This window comes from Echinicola jeungdonensis (assembly GCF_030409905.1).
In the GTDB taxonomy this organism is placed as follows: domain Bacteria; phylum Bacteroidota; class Bacteroidia; order Cytophagales; family Cyclobacteriaceae; genus Echinicola; species Echinicola jeungdonensis.
This window is the reverse complement of record NZ_JAUFQT010000001.1, coordinates 3,143,028-3,160,482: the sequence shown is the minus strand read 5'-3', so window position 1 is coordinate 3,160,482 and position 17,455 is coordinate 3,143,028. Positions and strand designations below refer to the sequence as shown.

The 17,455-nt window shown below is 39.9% G+C and carries 16 protein-coding genes; 5 read left to right on the top strand and 11 right to left on the bottom strand.

All coding sequences use genetic code 11. The features are described 5' to 3' along the window. The first annotated feature begins 92 nt into the window (after nucleotides 1-92). From QWY93_RS13155 to cas6, 3 genes are all read left to right on the top strand, one after another. Nucleotides 93-1,184, top strand: a complete 1,092-nt coding sequence (locus QWY93_RS13155) for an AI-2E family transporter (protein WP_290248733.1) — start codon at nucleotides 93-95, stop codon at nucleotides 1,182-1,184. Nucleotides 1,185-1,190: 6 nt separating this feature from the next. Further along, on the top strand, nucleotides 1,191-2,288 hold the full coding sequence (gene ychF, locus QWY93_RS13150; protein ID WP_290248732.1) for a redox-regulated ATPase YchF: 1,098 nt from the start codon (nucleotides 1,191-1,193) through the stop codon (nucleotides 2,286-2,288). A 104-nt stretch (nucleotides 2,289-2,392) separates the two neighbouring features. Beyond that, nucleotides 2,393-3,310 (top strand): CRISPR-associated endoribonuclease Cas6, encoded by a 918-nt coding sequence (gene cas6, locus QWY93_RS13145; protein WP_290248731.1) that lies wholly within the window; start codon nucleotides 2,393-2,395, stop codon nucleotides 3,308-3,310. A gap of 35 nt (nucleotides 3,311-3,345) precedes the next feature. Here the strand turns inward: cas6 and QWY93_RS13140 are convergent, their stop codons facing one another. Together QWY93_RS13140 and abc-f are read right to left on the bottom strand one after the other, a co-directional pair. Further along, nucleotides 3,346-4,608 carry a type IX secretion system plug protein gene (locus QWY93_RS13140; RefSeq protein ID WP_290248730.1) on the bottom strand — a complete coding sequence of 421 codons (1,263 nt, stop codon included), beginning with the start codon at nucleotides 4,606-4,608 and terminating at the stop codon, nucleotides 3,346-3,348. A gap of 159 nt (nucleotides 4,609-4,767) precedes the next feature. Next, nucleotides 4,768-6,702 carry a ribosomal protection-like ABC-F family protein gene (gene abc-f / locus QWY93_RS13135; protein WP_290248728.1) on the bottom strand — a complete coding sequence of 645 codons (1,935 nt, stop codon included), beginning with the start codon at nucleotides 6,700-6,702 and terminating at the stop codon, nucleotides 4,768-4,770. Between the two features lie 97 nt (nucleotides 6,703-6,799). On the opposite strand from abc-f, the gene QWY93_RS13130 reads away from it, so the two are divergent. Next, nucleotides 6,800-8,014 (top strand): PQQ-dependent sugar dehydrogenase, encoded by a 1,215-nt coding sequence (locus QWY93_RS13130; RefSeq protein ID WP_290248727.1) that lies wholly within the window; start codon nucleotides 6,800-6,802, stop codon nucleotides 8,012-8,014. A 45-nt stretch (nucleotides 8,015-8,059) separates the two neighbouring features. Here QWY93_RS13130 and QWY93_RS13125 read toward each other — a convergent pair whose 3' ends face one another. Together QWY93_RS13125 and QWY93_RS13120 are read right to left on the bottom strand one after the other, a co-directional pair. Beyond that, nucleotides 8,060-9,379, bottom strand: coding sequence for an ABC1 kinase family protein (locus tag QWY93_RS13125; protein WP_290248726.1), 1,320 nt, complete (start codon nucleotides 9,377-9,379; stop codon nucleotides 8,060-8,062). 5 nt (nucleotides 9,380-9,384) lie between these two features. Continuing rightward, nucleotides 9,385-10,050 carry a TetR/AcrR family transcriptional regulator gene (locus QWY93_RS13120; RefSeq protein ID WP_290248725.1) on the bottom strand — a complete coding sequence of 222 codons (666 nt, stop codon included), beginning with the start codon at nucleotides 10,048-10,050 and terminating at the stop codon, nucleotides 9,385-9,387. 121 nt (nucleotides 10,051-10,171) lie between these two features. Here QWY93_RS13120 and QWY93_RS13115 point away from each other — a divergent pair, with 121 nt between their 5' ends. Next, entirely contained in the window at nucleotides 10,172-11,509 is a 1,338-nt protein-coding gene (locus QWY93_RS13115) for a S41 family peptidase (RefSeq protein WP_290248724.1), read from the top strand. 149 nt (nucleotides 11,510-11,658) lie between these two features. Here the strand turns inward: QWY93_RS13115 and hisIE are convergent, their stop codons facing one another. The 7 genes from hisIE to trpA form a co-directional block, all read right to left on the bottom strand. After that, nucleotides 11,659-12,264: a bifunctional phosphoribosyl-AMP cyclohydrolase/phosphoribosyl-ATP diphosphatase HisIE gene (hisIE, locus tag QWY93_RS13110; RefSeq protein ID WP_290248722.1), complete on the bottom strand. Its 606-nt coding sequence runs from the start codon at nucleotides 12,262-12,264 to the stop codon at nucleotides 11,659-11,661. A 53-nt stretch (nucleotides 12,265-12,317) separates the two neighbouring features. After that, entirely contained in the window at nucleotides 12,318-13,073 is a 756-nt protein-coding gene (gene hisF, locus QWY93_RS13105; protein WP_290248721.1) for an imidazole glycerol phosphate synthase subunit HisF, read from the bottom strand. Between the two features lie 52 nt (nucleotides 13,074-13,125). After that, entirely contained in the window at nucleotides 13,126-13,842 is a 717-nt protein-coding gene (hisA, locus tag QWY93_RS13100) for a 1-(5-phosphoribosyl)-5-[(5-phosphoribosylamino)methylideneamino]imidazole-4-carboxamide isomerase (RefSeq protein WP_290248720.1), read from the bottom strand. 3 nt (nucleotides 13,843-13,845) lie between these two features. Next, nucleotides 13,846-14,430 (bottom strand): imidazole glycerol phosphate synthase subunit HisH, encoded by a 585-nt coding sequence (gene hisH / locus QWY93_RS13095; RefSeq protein WP_290248719.1) that lies wholly within the window; start codon nucleotides 14,428-14,430, stop codon nucleotides 13,846-13,848. A 221-nt stretch (nucleotides 14,431-14,651) separates the two neighbouring features. Then, the gene (locus QWY93_RS13090; protein WP_290248718.1) at nucleotides 14,652-15,449 is read right to left on the bottom strand and encodes a phenylalanine 4-monooxygenase; all 798 of its coding nucleotides are present in this window, start codon (nucleotides 15,447-15,449) and stop codon (nucleotides 14,652-14,654) included. 176 nt (nucleotides 15,450-15,625) lie between these two features. After that, nucleotides 15,626-16,645 carry a 3-deoxy-7-phosphoheptulonate synthase gene (gene aroF / locus QWY93_RS13085; protein WP_290248716.1) on the bottom strand — a complete coding sequence of 340 codons (1,020 nt, stop codon included), beginning with the start codon at nucleotides 16,643-16,645 and terminating at the stop codon, nucleotides 15,626-15,628. 3 nt (nucleotides 16,646-16,648) lie between these two features. After that, nucleotides 16,649-17,425, bottom strand: a complete 777-nt coding sequence (gene trpA / locus QWY93_RS13080; RefSeq protein WP_290248870.1) for a tryptophan synthase subunit alpha — start codon at nucleotides 17,423-17,425, stop codon at nucleotides 16,649-16,651. Nucleotides 17,426-17,455 lie beyond the last annotated feature (30 nt).

Sequence of the window (17,455 nt, the reverse complement as noted above, 5' to 3'; positions counted from 1 at the left end):
ACCTCGGGAAAATTATCCCGTAAACTTATGATTCCGGCACATTTTTCCCGGGCATGGTGGTAATGGAACAGTCTCTTTCTTATTTTTACATTATGCAGAAATTAATTACTTATGTCATTTTATTTGTTGCAGCCATCTTATTTATAGGATGGTATTTTTCCAATATTGCTTTTTATTTCATTATTTCACTAGTTTTGTCTGCGGCCTTGAGGCCCTTGACCAATAAATTAACCAGCATTCATGTCTTTGGCCAGCATATCCCTAGGTGGATGGCCATTTTGGCGTCATTTGCCACTATCGGAGCCATCTTTTTCCTAATAGCCTTATTGTTTGTCCCCTTGGTAATTACCCAAATCGAAGTTCTGCAGGGCTTGGACATCCAGTTTCTCTATGACCAAATCCAAAAGCCTATCAGTAAGATAGAATCCATTTTGATTGATTTGAATTTGATTAAAAATGAACCTGGATTTCTCTTTACTCAAGCTAGGGAAGCCTTGTTTTTCAGTCTGAATGAGATCAATGTTCAAGGATTGGTAAATGGTCTAATCAATACTACCAGTTCCTTTTTGATTACCATATTGGCAGTAGTTTTTATCACCTTTTTTCTTTTGCTAGAAAACGGCCTATTGAGGAGAAACTTCATCAATTTGGTCCCCAATAAATATTTTGAACTTTCAGTGGCCACCTTTCACAAAGTGGAAAGACTTTTATCCAATTACCTGGTCGGCTTGCTAATCCAAATGACTTCCATCTTCACCATTGCTTCACTTGGATTAAAAATTGTGGGAGTGGATTACGCACTTACCATTGCAGTATTTGCTGCAGTAGCTAACCTTATCCCTTATGCAGGCCCTATCCTGGGAGCAACTTTTGGCGTTTTGGTGGGGCTGTCCACGGAGGATTTTGCAGGCAGTCAGGAAATCACATTTTTAATTTTAAAGATTTTGGGTGTTTTTTCGGTCGTCCAATTAACCGATAATATTGTTTTACAGCCATTAATTTTTTCTAAATCTGTAAAAGCACATCCACTTGAAATTTTTGTTATTATCTTTGCAGGTGCAAAAGTGGGCGGGATACTGGGTATGATTTTAGCAATACCCGTATATACTATTTGTAGGGTCTCTGTAAAGGAATTTTACAAAGGGTATAAAGAATACCGCATATTTAAAATCAATCAGACATAATAATAAATGGCATTACAGTGTGGCATTGTTGGGCTTCCCAACGTAGGAAAATCAACTTTATTTAACGCATTATCCAACGCAAAAGCAGAGGCGGCTAATTTTCCCTTCTGTACCATTGAGCCCAATGTAGGGGTAGTAACCGTTCCGGACCATAGGCTAAAAACCCTGGAAGAACTCGTGAAACCTCAAAAGGTACTGCCTACCGTCATAGAATTTGTGGATATTGCAGGTTTGGTAAAAGGGGCCAGTAAAGGGGAAGGCCTGGGCAATAAGTTCCTTGCCAATATCAGGGAAGTGGATGCTATTGTCCATGTAATTCGTTGTTTTGAGGATGATAATGTCGTCCATGTTGCAGGTAATGTGGATCCACTCTTTGACAAGGAAGTCATTGATACAGAACTCCAATTGAAGGACCTGGAGTCAGTGAACAAAAAAATTATCCGGATCGAGAAAATTGCCAAGTCAGGGGATGGCAAAGCCAAAAAAGAATTGGAAATTCTGAATAAGTTTAAAACAGGTCTGGAAGAAGGAAAAAATGCCAGAGCTATTGATGTAGAAGAAGAAGAGCTTGAGGCAATAAGAGATATTCACCTGCTGACCATTAAACCGGTATTATATGTGGCCAACGTGGATGAGTCCAGCATTATTTCCGGTAATGAATATGTAGAGCAATTAAGGGAAAATGTAAAAAGTGAAAATGCTGAAGTCATCACTTTATGCGCTGCCATAGAATCCCAAATTGCAGAATTTGAAGATCCAGAAGAAAAGGAAATGTTCCTTTCCGAATACGGACTGGAAGAAAGTGGTCTAAACAAAATGATCAGAGCTGGGTATGAACTGCTTAATTTGATAACTTACTTTACAGCAGGTCCCCAGGAAGTACGGGCTTGGACCATCAAAAAAGGCTGGAAAGCACCTGCCGCAGCTGGGGTTATTCATACTGATTTCGAGAGAGGTTTCATCAAATCAGAAGTCATAAAACTATCTGATTATGAGAAATTTAAAACCGAATCTGCATGCAGGGAAAACGGAAAAATAGCCATTGAGGGCAAAGATTATGTGGTGGAAGATGGTGATATAATGCATTTTAGGTTTAATGTTTAACATATTTCCAGAATTTATTGTAGTTTTGCACTTAAGCTGAAGGTCTTTTCCTAGGATAGGAAAAAGCCCGATTAATTTATTGTTTAACATTTATTTTTAATGCCGTGAGAATAAGATTAATATTTTCGTTAAAGAACAAAGGCGCTTATTTACCCTTTCACCACCAGTACATTTTGGCCCAGTTCCTAAAAGGCCTCATTGTAAAGGGAGGAAATGAAGAGTTTTTCAACTACAATTACTTCAACTTCTCTGGCCTGAAAGGCCAAACAAAAGTAAGTAGAAGTGGCTTACATTATTACTCAAGCTTAGTTACCCTAGTGCTTTCATCACCCAATGAAGAGTTTCTGGATTATTTGCTAGAGCAAGTGTTTAAAACGCCTAAAATTGAGTTAGGAAACTTGATTATCTCTCCCGAGTACACTGAGATGGAGACTGAGCCAGAACTGGAGACTTCCAACAAATTTGTTTGTATCTCTCCCCTGGTATTACTGACCCCATCATTTAATGATGATTCAGGCAAAAGGTTTATTAATCCGGACACGGATGAATTTTCGGATCTTTTGTATGAGTCAACATTAACCCGAATGGAAAAGTCTGGTTGGTACTCACAGGAGCAAATGGAATCTTTCTACAAGTTCCAGGTGGTTCCGGACATGAATTACGTAAATAAGCTCAAGGAACAGCAAAAGAAATTCGCAAGAATTTACTCTGTGTATGACATGGATGTAAAGTATGAGGTCAGGGGTTATACACTTCCCTTTACCCTTTATGCTGCTCCAGAAGTTCAGGAATTTGTTTTTAAATGTGGATTAGGTGCCTTTACCCACAAAGGATTTGGTATGCTGGATTTAGCCAATAACAGCCCAAGCCAGCGAACTGAACCTTACAAGTTTAAAAGGGAAGGTTTTGTACCTTACAAACCCAAACAACAAGAACAAAGCCCTGAGGAAGGTTCTGGGGAAGGCCCTGGGGAAGGTCCTGACACGGAAAGTAGTGGTAGTGAAGATGAAAAAAAAGATTGAAAAAATCCCGGCTGAAAATACAGCCGGGATTTTTTTTAGAATCTTCGTTTGTTAGCATTCAATGCAGCATAACCGATCAATTCATCATATCGGGAGCCGAGTTCCCGGTAATAAACCAGGACATCATATTCATTTTCGGTTTGAAAATGGCTACCCTCCAGTTCCTTTGTGTTCCAACCCTCGGAAGTTTTCAGGGCAAATTGATAATCATACCATCCCTGCTTTAATAATAGTGTCGCCTGATAGGTAGCCGTATTTGGGTTAAACTCCATTTCAGCCCTGCTTCCTTCCCCCCAATAGGATAAAGCGCCAAAAACATAAGGAGCAACGGACAATTCCGGGGCATCTAAATTAAAAGTGATCAATACATATTCCCCGGTCAAATCATTATTGGCCCTGTCACGGTTTTCAATGGCATATTGGCCATTCAGGTCCAAATATTCCACATAACCATTCCCAGACCTGTCCCTGTCCAAGCCTGCTTCAGCAAAAACAATATCATCCTCCATTTTAATATTTACCACATTCCTTCCTGTGGTCCTCACAAATCTTAAATCCACAAAACGAAATTCATTTCCTGCCAAAAACACATTGCTCCCATCAAATAACCGGTATTCCAACAACTTCTGATTTTCCCTGATAAAAGTTGGCTGGATACCCACTTTGGCATTATCCCAACATTGGTTTTGTCTTATCACCAACTTCACATTGTTCATGGGGTCCTGAAGGGCTTTATTGGAATAATTTACCTGGACATCTATTTGTTGCCCTTCCCTTCTATCTTCCGTCTGATTGGGAGGTACCACCTTTGCTCCCACTTGGACTTGTAGATCATAAACCATAAACTTCCGGGTAATTATGATATCTTCCTGATCTTGTTTCCTATAAACTTGGAGAATATAGTTACCCGACCGGCTTACCCTTGGAACAGGAAAAGTGAAATGAATGTATGGAACCCGTGTATCAATAGAATAATCATAAGTATTAAGGTTAAACTCATTGTATCTACTCAAATAATCGGCAGGCTTTAATCCTGAAGGTGTCCAGTCTGCATTACAATGGATCATTTTAGCAGCATATCGGTCAGGTTCATATGCCAGGTCATCAAATTCTAAAACAAGATTGGTGGCCCCCAAGGGTATCAGAGGAGGATTAAATTGGTCTGAAAAATCCCCGGTATTAGGATAAAGCTGAACCGATTGGATGTTTTCTTCAAAAACTTTGTTTTGCATCACCGTTTGTCCATTGACGACAAATTGATAAAAAACAAGAAAGGCAAGGGTTAACAATTTTCTCATTCCATAAAAATACAATTGTGATTTAAAAAATAAGGGCCTGGCAGTGGAAACTTGCTAGGATGTATAAACTCTAAATAAAAAAAGCTGGTCCTGATTTGCAATCAGGACCAAAAGATTTCCGGGAATTGAGAACATTCCCTTTGTTGTGTCACTTGCCAATTAAACCATTTCCTGTAATCCATCAATTTTTTCACCAAGGGATTCCCAGGATTTGGTAAGTGAGTCTTCTTCTTTTTTCAATTTGGCATATTTTTCATTGAGACCGGCACTTTCCTGCTCATTTTCATAAATGCTTGGATCAGCCAGTTTCCCTTCCAGCTCTTCCTTTTCTATTTCAAGGTCCATGATTTTTTGTTCCAGCAATTCCATTTCCCTCTGCAGTTTTTTCAACTCTTTTTTGGCCTGTTGGACTTCAGTATCATTTCTGGAAACCTGAGATTTCTTTTCCTTTACTTTTTTTGCAGGAGAGGAGGTGGCTCTAGAGTTAATTTCCTTTTCTTCCTGTCTGGTTTTCCAATCAGCATACTCCTCATAAGATCCCAAATACTCTTTAATTTGATGATCTTCGATGTACCAAATTTTGTTAGCAACTCCTTTGATAAAATGTCTGTCGTGGGAAACAGTAATAAATGTCCCCTCATATTGCTGCAAAGCTTGTATCAAAATATTCACCGATTGCATATCCAGGTGGTTGGTAGGCTCATCCAGAAGTAGGAAATTGGCCTCTGATATCAAGGTTTTGGCCAAAGCCACCCTGGACTTTTCACCTCCGGAAAGGACCTTGATTTTTTTAAACACATCATCATTGGAAAACAAAAAGCAACCCAAAACATTTCTTAATTCTGTCTCAGTTTTTGCACTTCCTGCCTGGGTCATTTCCTGGAGGATTTCATTATTTACATTCAAGGCCTCCAATTGGTGCTGGGCAAAAAAGGACTTAATTACATTAAATCCTTCATGTCTCTCTCCCTGAATATTTTCTGAACCATCAATAATCCTCAATAGAGTAGATTTCCCTTTACCATTGGCACCGATCAGGGCAATTTTATCTCCCCTTTCAATCCTTACAGAAGTGTTTTCAAGAATTTTGATATCTCCGTAAGATTTGGAAACCTCTTCAAGTCCAACTACTTCCCGACCAGATTTTCGGGAAAATTTAAACCTGAAATTGACCGCCACTTCATCACTTACCACCTCATCCACTCTATCCATTCGCTCCAATGCTTTCACTCTGGATTGGACCTGATTGGATTTGGTTGCCTTGGCCCGGAACCGCTCAATAAAGCGTTCCGTATCCTTAATCATTTTTTGCTGGTTCTCGTATGCATTTTGTTGGATTTCTTCCCGTTCTTCTTTTTCCTTTTTATAGAATGAGTAATTTCCCGGATAGGCAGTCAATGTTTTTCTGGAGACCTCTACGGTTGTGCTGATGCAATTATCCAAAAAGATCTGATCGTGGGATACAACAATTACTGCACCTTCATAATTTTTTAGGTAATTTTCCACCCATTGAATAGAGGGTAGGTCCAGGTGGTTGGTAGGCTCATCCAACATCAATAAGGAGGGCTTCTCCAAAAGCAACTTGGCAAGCATCACCCGCATCCTCCAACCTCCGGAAAATGTTTTTAATGGCCTGCTGAGATCTTCGGTTGAAAAACCAATTCCTTCCAGGACTTCTTCAGCTTTTGATTTAATGGTATAACCCTCATTAGCTTCAAATCTTTCCTGTAGGTGGGCAAGGCGGTTGATAATTTCTTCTGAATGATCGGTCTCCATCTGTTTGAGCACCTTGTCAATTTGCTCCTGGAGTTGCAAGGTTTCCTTAAATGCTTCCAAGGCAACATCCAGGATACTATCCTCAGATTGGTAGGAAAGCAAATCCTGGTTCAAAAAACCCAGAGTGCAATCCTTGGATTTTTGGATTTCTCCTTGGCTGGGCTGGTAATCACCATGGATCAATTTGAGCAGGGTGGACTTACCTGTCCCATTTTGCCCAACCAGGCCAATTTTATCTTTTGGTTTAATGTGAAGGGAAGCATTTTCATACAATGCCCTTCCTCCAATATGATAGGATAAATTATTGATGGATAACATGCTGCAAAAATAAGGAATCTCCCGTTTATCAATATAAATGCAGGAAAAATTCCTCTATTTCTTATTTTTGATTATTGAATTAAATGAAACTTGACTTATGAACTCCTATCAATCCCTATTTAGTTCCTTTTGCTTGACTTTGGTTATCATGGCCTGCTCCCCTGACCAAAATGAGGATAGGCAATCTCAAAAAAATCGTGGGCTACCCACCATTGAATCAGTAGAAGGAAACAACAGAGTGGACATTTCCAACGCTAATGCAGAGGTAAAGCTGGAAAACATCCAATTGCCTCCTAATTTCAAAATTAGCGTTTGGGCTGCTGATGTCCCGAATGCAAGGTCCATGACGATTTCAGAAGAAGGAATCGTTTATGTGGGCACACGGCAAGAGGGAAAAGTTTATGCCCTCATTGATACTGAGGGTGATGGAAAAGCAGATTTTCGCTACACACTTGCCAGTGACCTTAGAATGCCCAATGGGGTTGCCCTCAAAGATGGAGATCTTTATGTCGCCGAAATTAGCCGAATATTAAAATTTGAAGATATTAAAGCCAACCTGGCCAATCCTATTTTTGAGGTGGTTTATGACCAATATCCTACGGAGGGCCATCATGGCTGGAAATTTATTGCTTTTGGACCGGATGGCAAATTATATGTACCCGTTGGAGCGCCTTGTAACATCTGTGATCCGGAAAATGATATCTTTGCCTCCATCACCAGGATTGATGTAGGGACTAACAACATCCAACCAGAAATTGTAGCTCATGGCGTGAGGAATTCAGTAGGATTTGACTGGAACCCTTCCAATCAAAATTTGTGGTTCACCGATAATGGCAGAGATCATTTGGGTGACAACCAACCTGATTGTGAACTGAATGAAGTCACTTCAACAGGTCAACATTTTGGCTACCCTTATTGGCATTCAGGCGATGTAAAAGATCCTGAATTTGGAGATAAGGGCCAAGGGCAAGATGCTTATGTCGCTCCCAAGGCCAAACTCGGCCCCCATGTTGCGCCTTTGGGAATGCGGTTTTATGAAGGGAAAATGTTTCCGGAAGATTTCCTCAATTCCATTATGATTGCAAAACATGGATCCTGGAACAGAAGTACAAAAATCGGCTATGAAGTAACCCAGGTAAATTTAAACCAGGGAAATGTTGAATCCGAAACGGTTTTTGCAACAGGTTGGCTGAATGATGCCACACAAGAGGTTTGGGGAAGGCCTGTTGACGTGCAGGAACTAACAGATGGGAGTTTGTTGGTTTCTGATGATTATGCAAATTGTATCTACCGGATTACTTATGAGAAATAAAAATAACCCCTTCAAGATTATTTAAACCTTGAAGGGATTATTTTTTTACTTTAACCAATCTGGTTTGGTTGTCTCCACCCTTGCCTGTAATTGGTTCAAAAGGCTATAAAGGCCAAAATAAGTCCTATTGACATACAAACCATGTTTGGAGCCCCTGGCCTGCCGGGATTTTTTAAACATCTTATCATTGCTTACCCGTTCACTTAAAGCAAATATTTGGTCAAAATACCCATCATCAGCAAAATCAAAGGTTTCCTGATGAAATGGCCTTCCCAATAGGGAAATCATTTCCCTAAATAAACTTTTAAAATAAGCTTTCTCCGAATCCGAATCTCTGTCCGAAATAAATTCCAGATCATAAAAAATCTGATTCAACTCAGCCTCATTGATCATCAGTTCCCGCTTGATTAGGGAAAAATAACCTAAGTAGAAATCCTCTGGAATTACCTTTACACAGCCAAAATCAATGATGCCCAACTTCCCATCCTCCTGAATAATAAAATTGCCAGGATGAGGATCTGCATGGACCTGCTTTAGATTATGAACCTGATGATGGTAAAACTCCCATAAAGCCTGTCCTATTCTGTTTCTGTCCTCCTGATTGGGTGAGGTCTTTAACCATTCCTTTATATGCTTTCCCTGTAACCAATCCATGGTAATCACCCTCTCACAACTTAGCTCATCATAATATTTAGGGAAAACCAGATTGGGAATGTGCTGGCAAGCTATAGAAATTTCCCTGGACCTTTCCACCTCCAAATTATAGTCAGTTTCTTCTAAAAGCCTTTCCTCCACTTCCTCCATATAATGGTTGAGCTCCTTTTCACTTATATTTAGCAGGCGAAGGGCAAACGGTCTTACCAAACGCAGGTCAGAACCTATACTATTAGCAACACCGGGGTATTGGATCTTAATGGCCAACAACTTTTCTTCCAAAGTACCCTGATGAACTTGTCCAATTGAAGCAGCATTGACTGCGGATCTGGTGAAAGTATCATAAATTTCCTCTGGCCTTTTTTCAAAATATTTTTGGAAGGTTTTTACTACCAAAGGATAGGAAAGAGGTGGAGCACTGTATTGTGCCATGGCAAACTTTTCCTGATAAGCTCTGGGTAGCATATTTTTGTCCATGGACATCATTTGGGCTACTTTGAGGGCACTACCTTTCAGCTCGCTTAATGAAGCATAAATATCAGAAGCATTTTCATTGTCCAACTCCTCCCTGTCCAACTCCGGATCGGTCATTCTTTTTGCATAGTACCGAACATAATTAGTACCCACCTTTGCACCGGTACCAATAAATTTGGCAGCCCTTCGGACCTTTCCTACAGGAATTTTTCCCTGCTCATTTTTCTCTTCGCTCATGGATTCTATTTAGATTGGTAAAGGAATTTGGCAAAATCCACAAAAGTATCCAGGGCACTTTTCCCCATTAGGTCAAAGGCAAGGTTTACGGATTTTTCTATGGCTTCATCGGTTTTCTCAAAGCTTTCAGATTCATCCTGAATCCAATATCTGAAAATAAACATCACTTCCAGCCAAAGGGCCTCATCGTACCTTTCACTGATATAGGGTCTTTTTACTATTTCCTCCCGATCCTTACCTTCATCCAAAATGTCATTGACAAATTCCTTAAAATCCTTTTTGAACCCCTGCATCTCTTTTGGCATAAGGTTTTTCAAATCGATTTTATCCTCATATAAGGCTAACAAATAACTTCGATTTTTTTTCAGTTCCTCGATCCAGGTAAAGAAAAAAGCCAATAGTTTTTCCCTGCTATTGTATTCCTGGTATACATTGTCGGATTCAATTCCATGCACCGTATCCGAAAAAATTTGTTGCCATACGGCACTTTTAATGGCTCCAAAGGAAGCAAAATGGGCATAAAAATCTGTTTCTTTAATGCTTATATCCTTCGAGAACTTAAATACTGAAACAGGTTCTCTCCCATGTTCCAATACATGATGCTTATACCCATCAAGAATTTTTTTCCTTTTGTCTATCTTTGTTGTTTTTTTGACTGCTGTTTTTTCCATAGTCATTTTGTTTTACTCTTTCTATAACAAGTAACCAGGCCATGAGGTTTGATCAGAAAGAGTATTATCTGAAAAAATTCAGTTAGAAAATATTTAACTTTACTTCAAACAAGAAAATTTAATGGACATAAAGATTAATTTTCCCAGACTTCTAAGCCTAGTGGTCTTTTTGCCTTCCCTGTTTTTTTATTTAGGCTGCCAAGAGGATATAGAAGACCCTGTTCATATAGAAAAAAAGGTCAAATCCACCATTTACCAATCCATGAAGGAATGGTATTATTGGAACGAACGATTACCTGCTTCTGTAAACCCCGAATTATATGATGATTATGAAGGACTCCTGGACCAGTTGCGTTATGAACCTCTGGATAGATGGTCTTATATAACTACTCAAGAGGCCTTTGCCCGGGCTTTTACCGGCCAAAATATAGGGCATGGATTTGGTTGGAGCTTGGATGAGAATGAAAATTTATTTTTGACTTTTGTATACGAAGATTCTCCGGCTGGTCAAGATGGTTGGCAGCGGGGATGGGAAATTCTGAAAATCAATGGTCAACCCATTTCCAACTACAAAACCGAACAAGGCTATAATTTTGAATTGGGCCCTTCGGAAAGTGGAATCAGTAATTCCTTCACCTTTTTATTACCGGATGGCAGCACCACAACCAGAAATAACACAAAAGCACCCTACCAGTCCAATTCAGTGCTTTACCAGGACATCATCGATTTATCCGGTAATAAAGTGGGGTACTGGGCGTACAACAGCTTTAAAGCAACAGCAGGAATTTCCCCTACTAAAAGCCTCGAAGTAGATAATTCCCTCCAATATTTTGAATCTCAATCCATTGATGAACTGATAATCGATCTTCGGTATAACGGAGGAGGTTCGGTAGCTGTTGCCGAACAAATATTAAATTACCTGGTACCTTCACATGGGGATGGAAAAATCATGTACACCAATCAGTTGAACGTGGACAAAGCCAAATTCAATGAATCCAAAACGTTTGATAAAAAAGGAAACCTGGAACTGGAAAGAATCATTTTTATCACTTCCAGAGGGTCTGCCTCCTCCAGTGAACTTGTGATTAATTGCCTCACCCCATATCTGGATGTAATTCTAATTGGGGAAAACACCTACGGGAAACCTGTTGGGGCATTTCCGCTTTCTACCTATTACCGGACCCTAGCAGAAAACGATTTGGAACTGGTTCCTATTACCTTCGCTACTGCCAATGCCAATGGAAATGCAGAATATTATGAGGGTTTCCCAGTGGACTTCTCTATTGGGGATGACTTTTCCAAAAACTGGGGAGAGCAAGGAGAGCCTAGACTGGAGGCTGCTTTGAACTATATTCTCCAAGGAAGCTTCCCTGCCGAAGAAAGAAGAAAGGTGGTTACCCCTTCCTGGAATATGATTGATGACTTTGAAGGGCTAAAAAAAGAGTTTCCTGTTTATTGAAAAATAATTAGAACCCAATAGGAAGGTAAGACACAATAGTTTTTCTTTAAAAACAATAAAAAGGCCTGTTTGGACACAGGCCTTTTTATTGTTGAATGATGGAAACAGGAATTTCTAGTTAATTGAAACCATCTTGCAACTTAATTCGATTATTTATTATGTCTTTTGATCAACACACCCATTACCTCATCCAATTCATAGCCCTTTGCTTCAAGCAATACCAAGTAATGGAAAAGTAAATCAGCAGCCTCACCCATGAAGAGGTCTTTATTTTCATCTTTTGCCTCAATGACAATTTCTACGGCTTCCTCCCCTACCTTTTGAGCTATCTTATTGATCCCTTTGGCAAAAAGAGAGGTAGTGTAGGATTTGTCCGATGGATTATTTTTTCTGTCCTTGATGATTCCACGCAAATGGTCAATGAAGGCCGTTTTGGATTTATTTTCCTCAGCAAAACAGGTGTCAGTCCCCTTGTGACAAACCGGGCCAACTGGCTCTACATAAACCAAAAGTGTATCCTGGTCACAGTCTACCTTAATATCTTTTAACATCAAAAAGTTTTCAGAGGTCTCTCCCTTTGTCCAAAGTCTTTGTTTGGTTCTGCTATAAAAAGTCACCTTGCCAGTTTTTCGGGTTTTTTCAAGGGCTTCCTCATTCATATACCCAAGCATCAATACTTTATTGGTGTTGGCATCTTGAATGATGGCTGGGACAAGGCCATTTACTTTTTCAAAATCAATATTCAAATTTTTCATTCCTTAATTTCATCCAATTCCCTTCATCACGGGGATTACTATTTATTAAAATTTTAAACTCGTGTGCTTACCCCTTCTTTATCCAAATAACCTTTTAAATCCGGAATCGCTATTTCCTTGAAGTGAAAAATACTTGCTGCCAAGGCTGCATCCGCCTTTCCGGCTGTAAATACATCCTTGAAATGGATCATATTTCCTGCTCCGCCAGAAGCAATTACCGGAATACTGAGTTCAGAAGAAATTTCGCTGGTAAGATCATTGGCAAAACCTGCTTTAGTACCATCATGGTCCATGGAAGTCAATAGAATTTCCCCTGCTCCTCTTTCAGCAACCTCCTTGGCCCATCCCTGGGTTTTGATCAGGGTAGGCATACGGCCACCATGGGTATGGACAAAATCTACCCCATCCACGCTCCGGGTATCTATTGCTACCACGATACATTGACTACCAAATTCTGCGGCCATCTCATTGATAACCTCCGGCCTTTTAACCGCTGCAGAGTTGATACTGATTTTGTCAGCACCCGCATTGAGCAAAACTTTGACATCCTCAACCGTGGAAATTCCCCCTCCAACTGTAAAAGGGATATTGATGGTTTTGGCCACCCTTGTGACCAGGTCCACCAGGGTTTTTCTTTTATCAACCGTAGCTGTGATATCCAGAAAAACCAATTCATCTGCCCCTTCATCAGAATAAATCTTTGCCAGTTCAACGGGATCCCCGGCATCTCTTAGATCCACAAAGTTAACACCTTTTACTGTTCTACCTTCCTTGATATCCAAACAAGGGATAATTCTTTTGGTCAGCATATTCTTATCATTTACCAGGTATAACCCTGGCTCTTTTTAAATCATTGATCTTTTATACAAAAGCAGCCATTTGCTCCAAGGTCACTCTACCTTCATAAAACGCCTTACCCAAAATCGTTCCATAAACCCCTGCTTTTTCCAGATCTTCTAAATCTTTTACTTGTGAAACTCCACCGCTCGCAATCAATTTGATCCCCGGAATTTCTTGGAGAATCTCTTTATAAAGTTCGATGGAAGGCCCCTGCAGTAACCCATCCTTAGCCACATCAGTGCATATTACATAGCGAATGCCTTTTGCATGATAATTTTTAATAAAATCGATTACATCTGCTTCTGTGGTTTCTTCCCATCCACTAATTGCGATTTTACGGTTTTTAGCATCTGCGCCAAGGATAATTTTTTCCGGACCATGGTCCTTGATCCAACTTTCAAAGAGCCTGGGATTTTTGACCGCAATACTTCCCCCGGTCACCTGGGAAGCTCCTGCTTCAAATGCCATTTGGATGGTTTCATCAGACTGGACTCCTCCCCCAAAGTCCACTTTCAACCTGGTATTAGAGGTAATGTTTTCCAAAACAGCCTTATTGACGATGGTCTTTGCTTTTGCCCCATCCAGGTCTACCAAATGCAAACGACGGATCCCAGCCTGTTCAAATTGCTTGGCAATTTCCAGGGGATTGTCTGCATATTCTTTTTTCTGGTCGTAATCGCCTTGGGTGAGGCGTACACATTTTCCACCAATGATGTCAATTGCAGGAATGATTTCCATGGATTATAAATTCAAGAAGTTGGTCAATATTTTTTCTCCCGAAACACTGCTTTTTTCCGGGTGAGCCTGCATGGCGTAATAATTATCTTTGTGCAATAAGGCACTGAAATCCTCCAAATAATGAGTACTGGCTATGGTATATTTTGGATCGACTTCTGCATAATAACTATGAACATAGTAAACATAAGCACTGTCATCCAGCCCCTCCAGTAGCGGCGACCTGAGGTTTTCCAGGTTGTTCCAGCCTACATGGGGCACCTTATCCAAAGGAGGGAATTTTTTGACCTGAATGGGGAAAATACCCAGACATTCGGTATCATTTTCTTCAGAATATTCACAAAGCAATTGTTGCCCCAGACAAATTCCAAAAAATGGCTGTTTTAACTCTTTGATAAGTTGGTCCAACTTTCTTTCCCTTAAATATTTCATGGCCGATTTGGCCTCTCCTTGTCCTGGAAAAATTACTTTATCGGCTTTTTTTATTTGCTCCACATCATCTGTCAGGGTAGCATTGACTCCTAACCTTTCCATTGCATACAATACCGATTGGACGTTTCCAGCATTGTATTTGATAACCGCTACTTCCATTTATTTTTTTTACGAAGGAATCCATGCCTTTGAAATTCCCCTTTTGGGGTCCTGGTTCATGGTCCTGGGAATTTGACATAAAATCGTGTTATGCAGACGGTCTAAAATTCTGCTCATCAAAATTAATCAATATTCCCTATTTATGAAGGTAATCTTGCATGGATTTGGGTAAATAGCATGGAAGGATTTTTTCTTTGTTGAGGTAAAAACACTTTATCCTGTTATTTTTCCTTCCCTTTTCCCATAGATGAATTTGCCAGTTCCTCCTCCAATACCCTTTCGATTTCTGGTATGGAATGGTATAACTGCTCATAGCTTTCTATGACATAATATTTATCCTGGAATTTATCCTTCCAATAGGGCATGCGCATAATCTTTCTGACGTCATAGTCGATATGTGCCGGTTCATCGGTAAGGCAAAATTTCGATTCCCCTGCAGAACTTAAAATACCTGCCCCATAAATCCTCAGTTCACCATTTTCCCTGATCAAACCAAATTCAATGGTAAACCAATAAATCCTGGATAACATTTCAACAGCCCATTTGTCTTCAATATGTTTCAGGGCAATACCCCCCAAATCCTCCAAAAAGTCGACATAATGCTGGTTGGTCAAAAGGGGCATATGGGCAAAGGAATCATGGAACATGTCCGGTTCTTCCAGGTAATCCAGTTGTTCCATTTTTCTGAGCCATGTGGAAGATGGAAATCTTCTGTTTCTCAATAAACCAAAAAACAAATCATCATCAATCAGGCCGGGCACCACCTGAATTCCCCATCCGGTGGTTTCCCCCAAAATCTTATTGACCTCTTCAAAGTTGGCAATCCTGTCAGACGAAAAATTAATCTTTTTCATCCCATCCAAATAAGCTTTGGAAGCGGCTCCTGGAAGATTGACAATTTGCCTTTCAAAAAGGATCTTCCACACCTGAAAGTCCTCCTTAGTATAGGCACTGTAATCCTGCTTCATTTTTTTGAGCCTGGGGTCCTTAAAAACCCAATCTGCTGCCTTATATTTCATGGCTTTTTAGGAGTTAGCTTTCAATATCATTTACGGCAAAACCAATTTCTGGTTCAGGCCAATAAAAAAACCTGACTCAAAAATGAACCAGGTTTGGATTTTTCTTTAACTCCAAGGATTAATATTAAAAGCCTTTGATAAGGAAATTATTCAAATCCTTTCCAAAAGATTTTCTTTTAAAGCAATTCAAATGATTTTCTCAGAGCAAAAGTTTCCCGGATTTGCCTTGCCAACTGAGAGCTTTGGGCAAAATCCAGGGTTTGCTGACCATCGGAATAAGCTTTTTCTGGCACCTCATGAGTTTCATAGATGATCCCATCTGCTCCGGCCATTACTCCAGCGAGAGCCATTTGATGTACAAATTTTCTAATCCCAATACCATGTGAAGGATCAACTACCACAGGTAAGTGGGATTTATCCTTCAATACAGGAACTGCATTCAAATCCAAAGTATTTCGGGTAGCTTTCTCATAGGTCCTGATTCCTCTTTCACAAAAGATCAATTTTTCATTTCCTCCGGAGAAAACATATTCAGCAGACTGAAGCAATTCCTCTATGGTTCCTGAAATCCCTCTTTTAATCATGACAGGCTTATCCACCTTACCCAATTCATCCAGGAGGTTAAAGTTTTGGGTATTCCTTGCCCCTACCTGGAAAACATCCACATAGTCATACATCTCCTCAATCTGGGAAACCTGCATTACTTCTGTAATGATTTTAATGCCTGCTTTTTCGGCAAGACTATGCCATAATTTTAGGCCATCTATCCCCAATCCCCTGAAAGAATATGGGCTACTTCTCGGTTTATAAGCCCCTCCCCTCATGATTTTAATGTCATTTTCCTTCAAATGGTCAATCACTTTGGAAATCTGATCCTCTGACTCTATGGAGCAGGGTCCAGCCATGATCGCCATATCACCTTCCTTGATAAAAACACCATCGCCAAGGTCAATAGAGGTATGTTTTACTTTCCATTTTTTGGATACCAATTTATAATCATCGGAAACGATATGAATATCTTGAATACCCTCATGGTGCCCAAAACGGCGAATATCAAAAATCGCCTTTCCTGTGCCTACCAAGTAAGTTCCCTCCTGGGTAATAACTTCGGTGATTTTATATCCCACTTGATTGATCTCCTTGATCAAACTTTCTTTTTGGGATTCTGTTATATCAGGCTTTACTTGTATGATCATAGCTTAACCTTGTTTTACGCTTTGTATAAAGTTTTTAATGTCTTTTTGCAAATCATTGGAATTATGAAGCACCTTGATAAAAGCACTTCCAATGATGGCTCCATTGCTATAAGAAGATGCTTTAGCAAAAGTAGAGTTGTCAGAAATCCCAAACCCAATCAGACGGGGGTTGGACAAATTCAAGGCTTTCACCCTTTCAAAATATGCTACCTGTTCCGGAGAAATACCAGATTTTGCACCTGTGATACTGTGGGAGGACACCATATAGATAAATCCATCCGAATACTGGTCTATTTCCTTCACCCTTTTTTCGCTGGTCTGCGGTGAAATCAGGAAAGTATTTCTCAAATTATAATGGTCAAATATGGATTTGTACTCATCCAAATACTGCTGCATGGGAAGATCGGGTAAGATCAATCCATCCACACCCACCTCCTGGCATTTTTTACAAAATTCCTCTATCCCATATTGCATGATAGGATTTAAGTACCCCATCAATACCACAGGGATGGAAATTTTATCCCTAAACCCCTCCAATTGGTCAAACAGCTTTTTTAGGCTCATTCCATTTTTCAGGGCAACCATATTGCTCTCCTGGATGGTGGGGCCATCAGCAACTGGGTCTGAATAGGGTACCCCAATTTCAATAATATCGGCACCTGCTTCTTCAATAGATTGCATAACAGGCAAGGTATCTTCTAATTCGGGAAAACCAGCAGTAAAATAGATGGAAAGAATGTCTTTTGATTTATTTTCAAATAATTGATCGATTCGGTTCATACGTTTAAGCATTCTGATTTTAGTTTAAAG

Excerpts from the sequence above, each read along its gene's own strand:
- QWY93_RS13155 (WP_290248733.1), top strand. The coding sequence starts at position 93 with ATGCAGAAATTAATTACTTATGTCATTTTATTTGTTGCAGCCATCTTA.
- ychF (WP_290248732.1), top strand. The coding sequence starts at position 1,191 with ATGGCATTACAGTGTGGCATTGTTGGGCTTCCCAACGTAGGAAAATCA.
- QWY93_RS13140 (WP_290248730.1), bottom strand. The coding sequence starts at position 4,608 with ATGAGAAAATTGTTAACCCTTGCCTTTCTTGTTTTTTATCAATTTGTC.
- abc-f (WP_290248728.1), bottom strand. The coding sequence starts at position 6,702 with ATGTTATCCATCAATAATTTATCCTATCATATTGGAGGAAGGGCATTG.
- QWY93_RS13130 (WP_290248727.1), top strand. The coding sequence starts at position 6,800 with ATGAACTCCTATCAATCCCTATTTAGTTCCTTTTGCTTGACTTTGGTT.
- QWY93_RS13125 (WP_290248726.1), bottom strand. The coding sequence starts at position 9,379 with ATGAGCGAAGAGAAAAATGAGCAGGGAAAAATTCCTGTAGGAAAGGTC.
- QWY93_RS13120 (WP_290248725.1), bottom strand. The coding sequence starts at position 10,050 with ATGGAAAAAACAGCAGTCAAAAAAACAACAAAGATAGACAAAAGGAAA.
- QWY93_RS13115 (WP_290248724.1), top strand. The coding sequence starts at position 10,172 with ATGGACATAAAGATTAATTTTCCCAGACTTCTAAGCCTAGTGGTCTTT.
- hisIE (WP_290248722.1), bottom strand. The coding sequence starts at position 12,264 with ATGAAAAATTTGAATATTGATTTTGAAAAAGTAAATGGCCTTGTCCCA.
- hisF (WP_290248721.1), bottom strand. The coding sequence starts at position 13,073 with ATGCTGACCAAAAGAATTATCCCTTGTTTGGATATCAAGGAAGGTAGA.
- hisA (WP_290248720.1), bottom strand. The coding sequence starts at position 13,842 with ATGGAAATCATTCCTGCAATTGACATCATTGGTGGAAAATGTGTACGC.
- hisH (WP_290248719.1), bottom strand. The coding sequence starts at position 14,430 with ATGGAAGTAGCGGTTATCAAATACAATGCTGGAAACGTCCAATCGGTA.
- QWY93_RS13090 (WP_290248718.1), bottom strand. The coding sequence starts at position 15,449 with ATGAAATATAAGGCAGCAGATTGGGTTTTTAAGGACCCCAGGCTCAAA.
- aroF (WP_290248716.1), bottom strand. The coding sequence starts at position 16,645 with ATGATCATACAAGTAAAGCCTGATATAACAGAATCCCAAAAAGAAAGT.
- trpA (WP_290248870.1), bottom strand. The coding sequence starts at position 17,425 with ATGAACCGAATCGATCAATTATTTGAAAATAAATCAAAAGACATTCTT.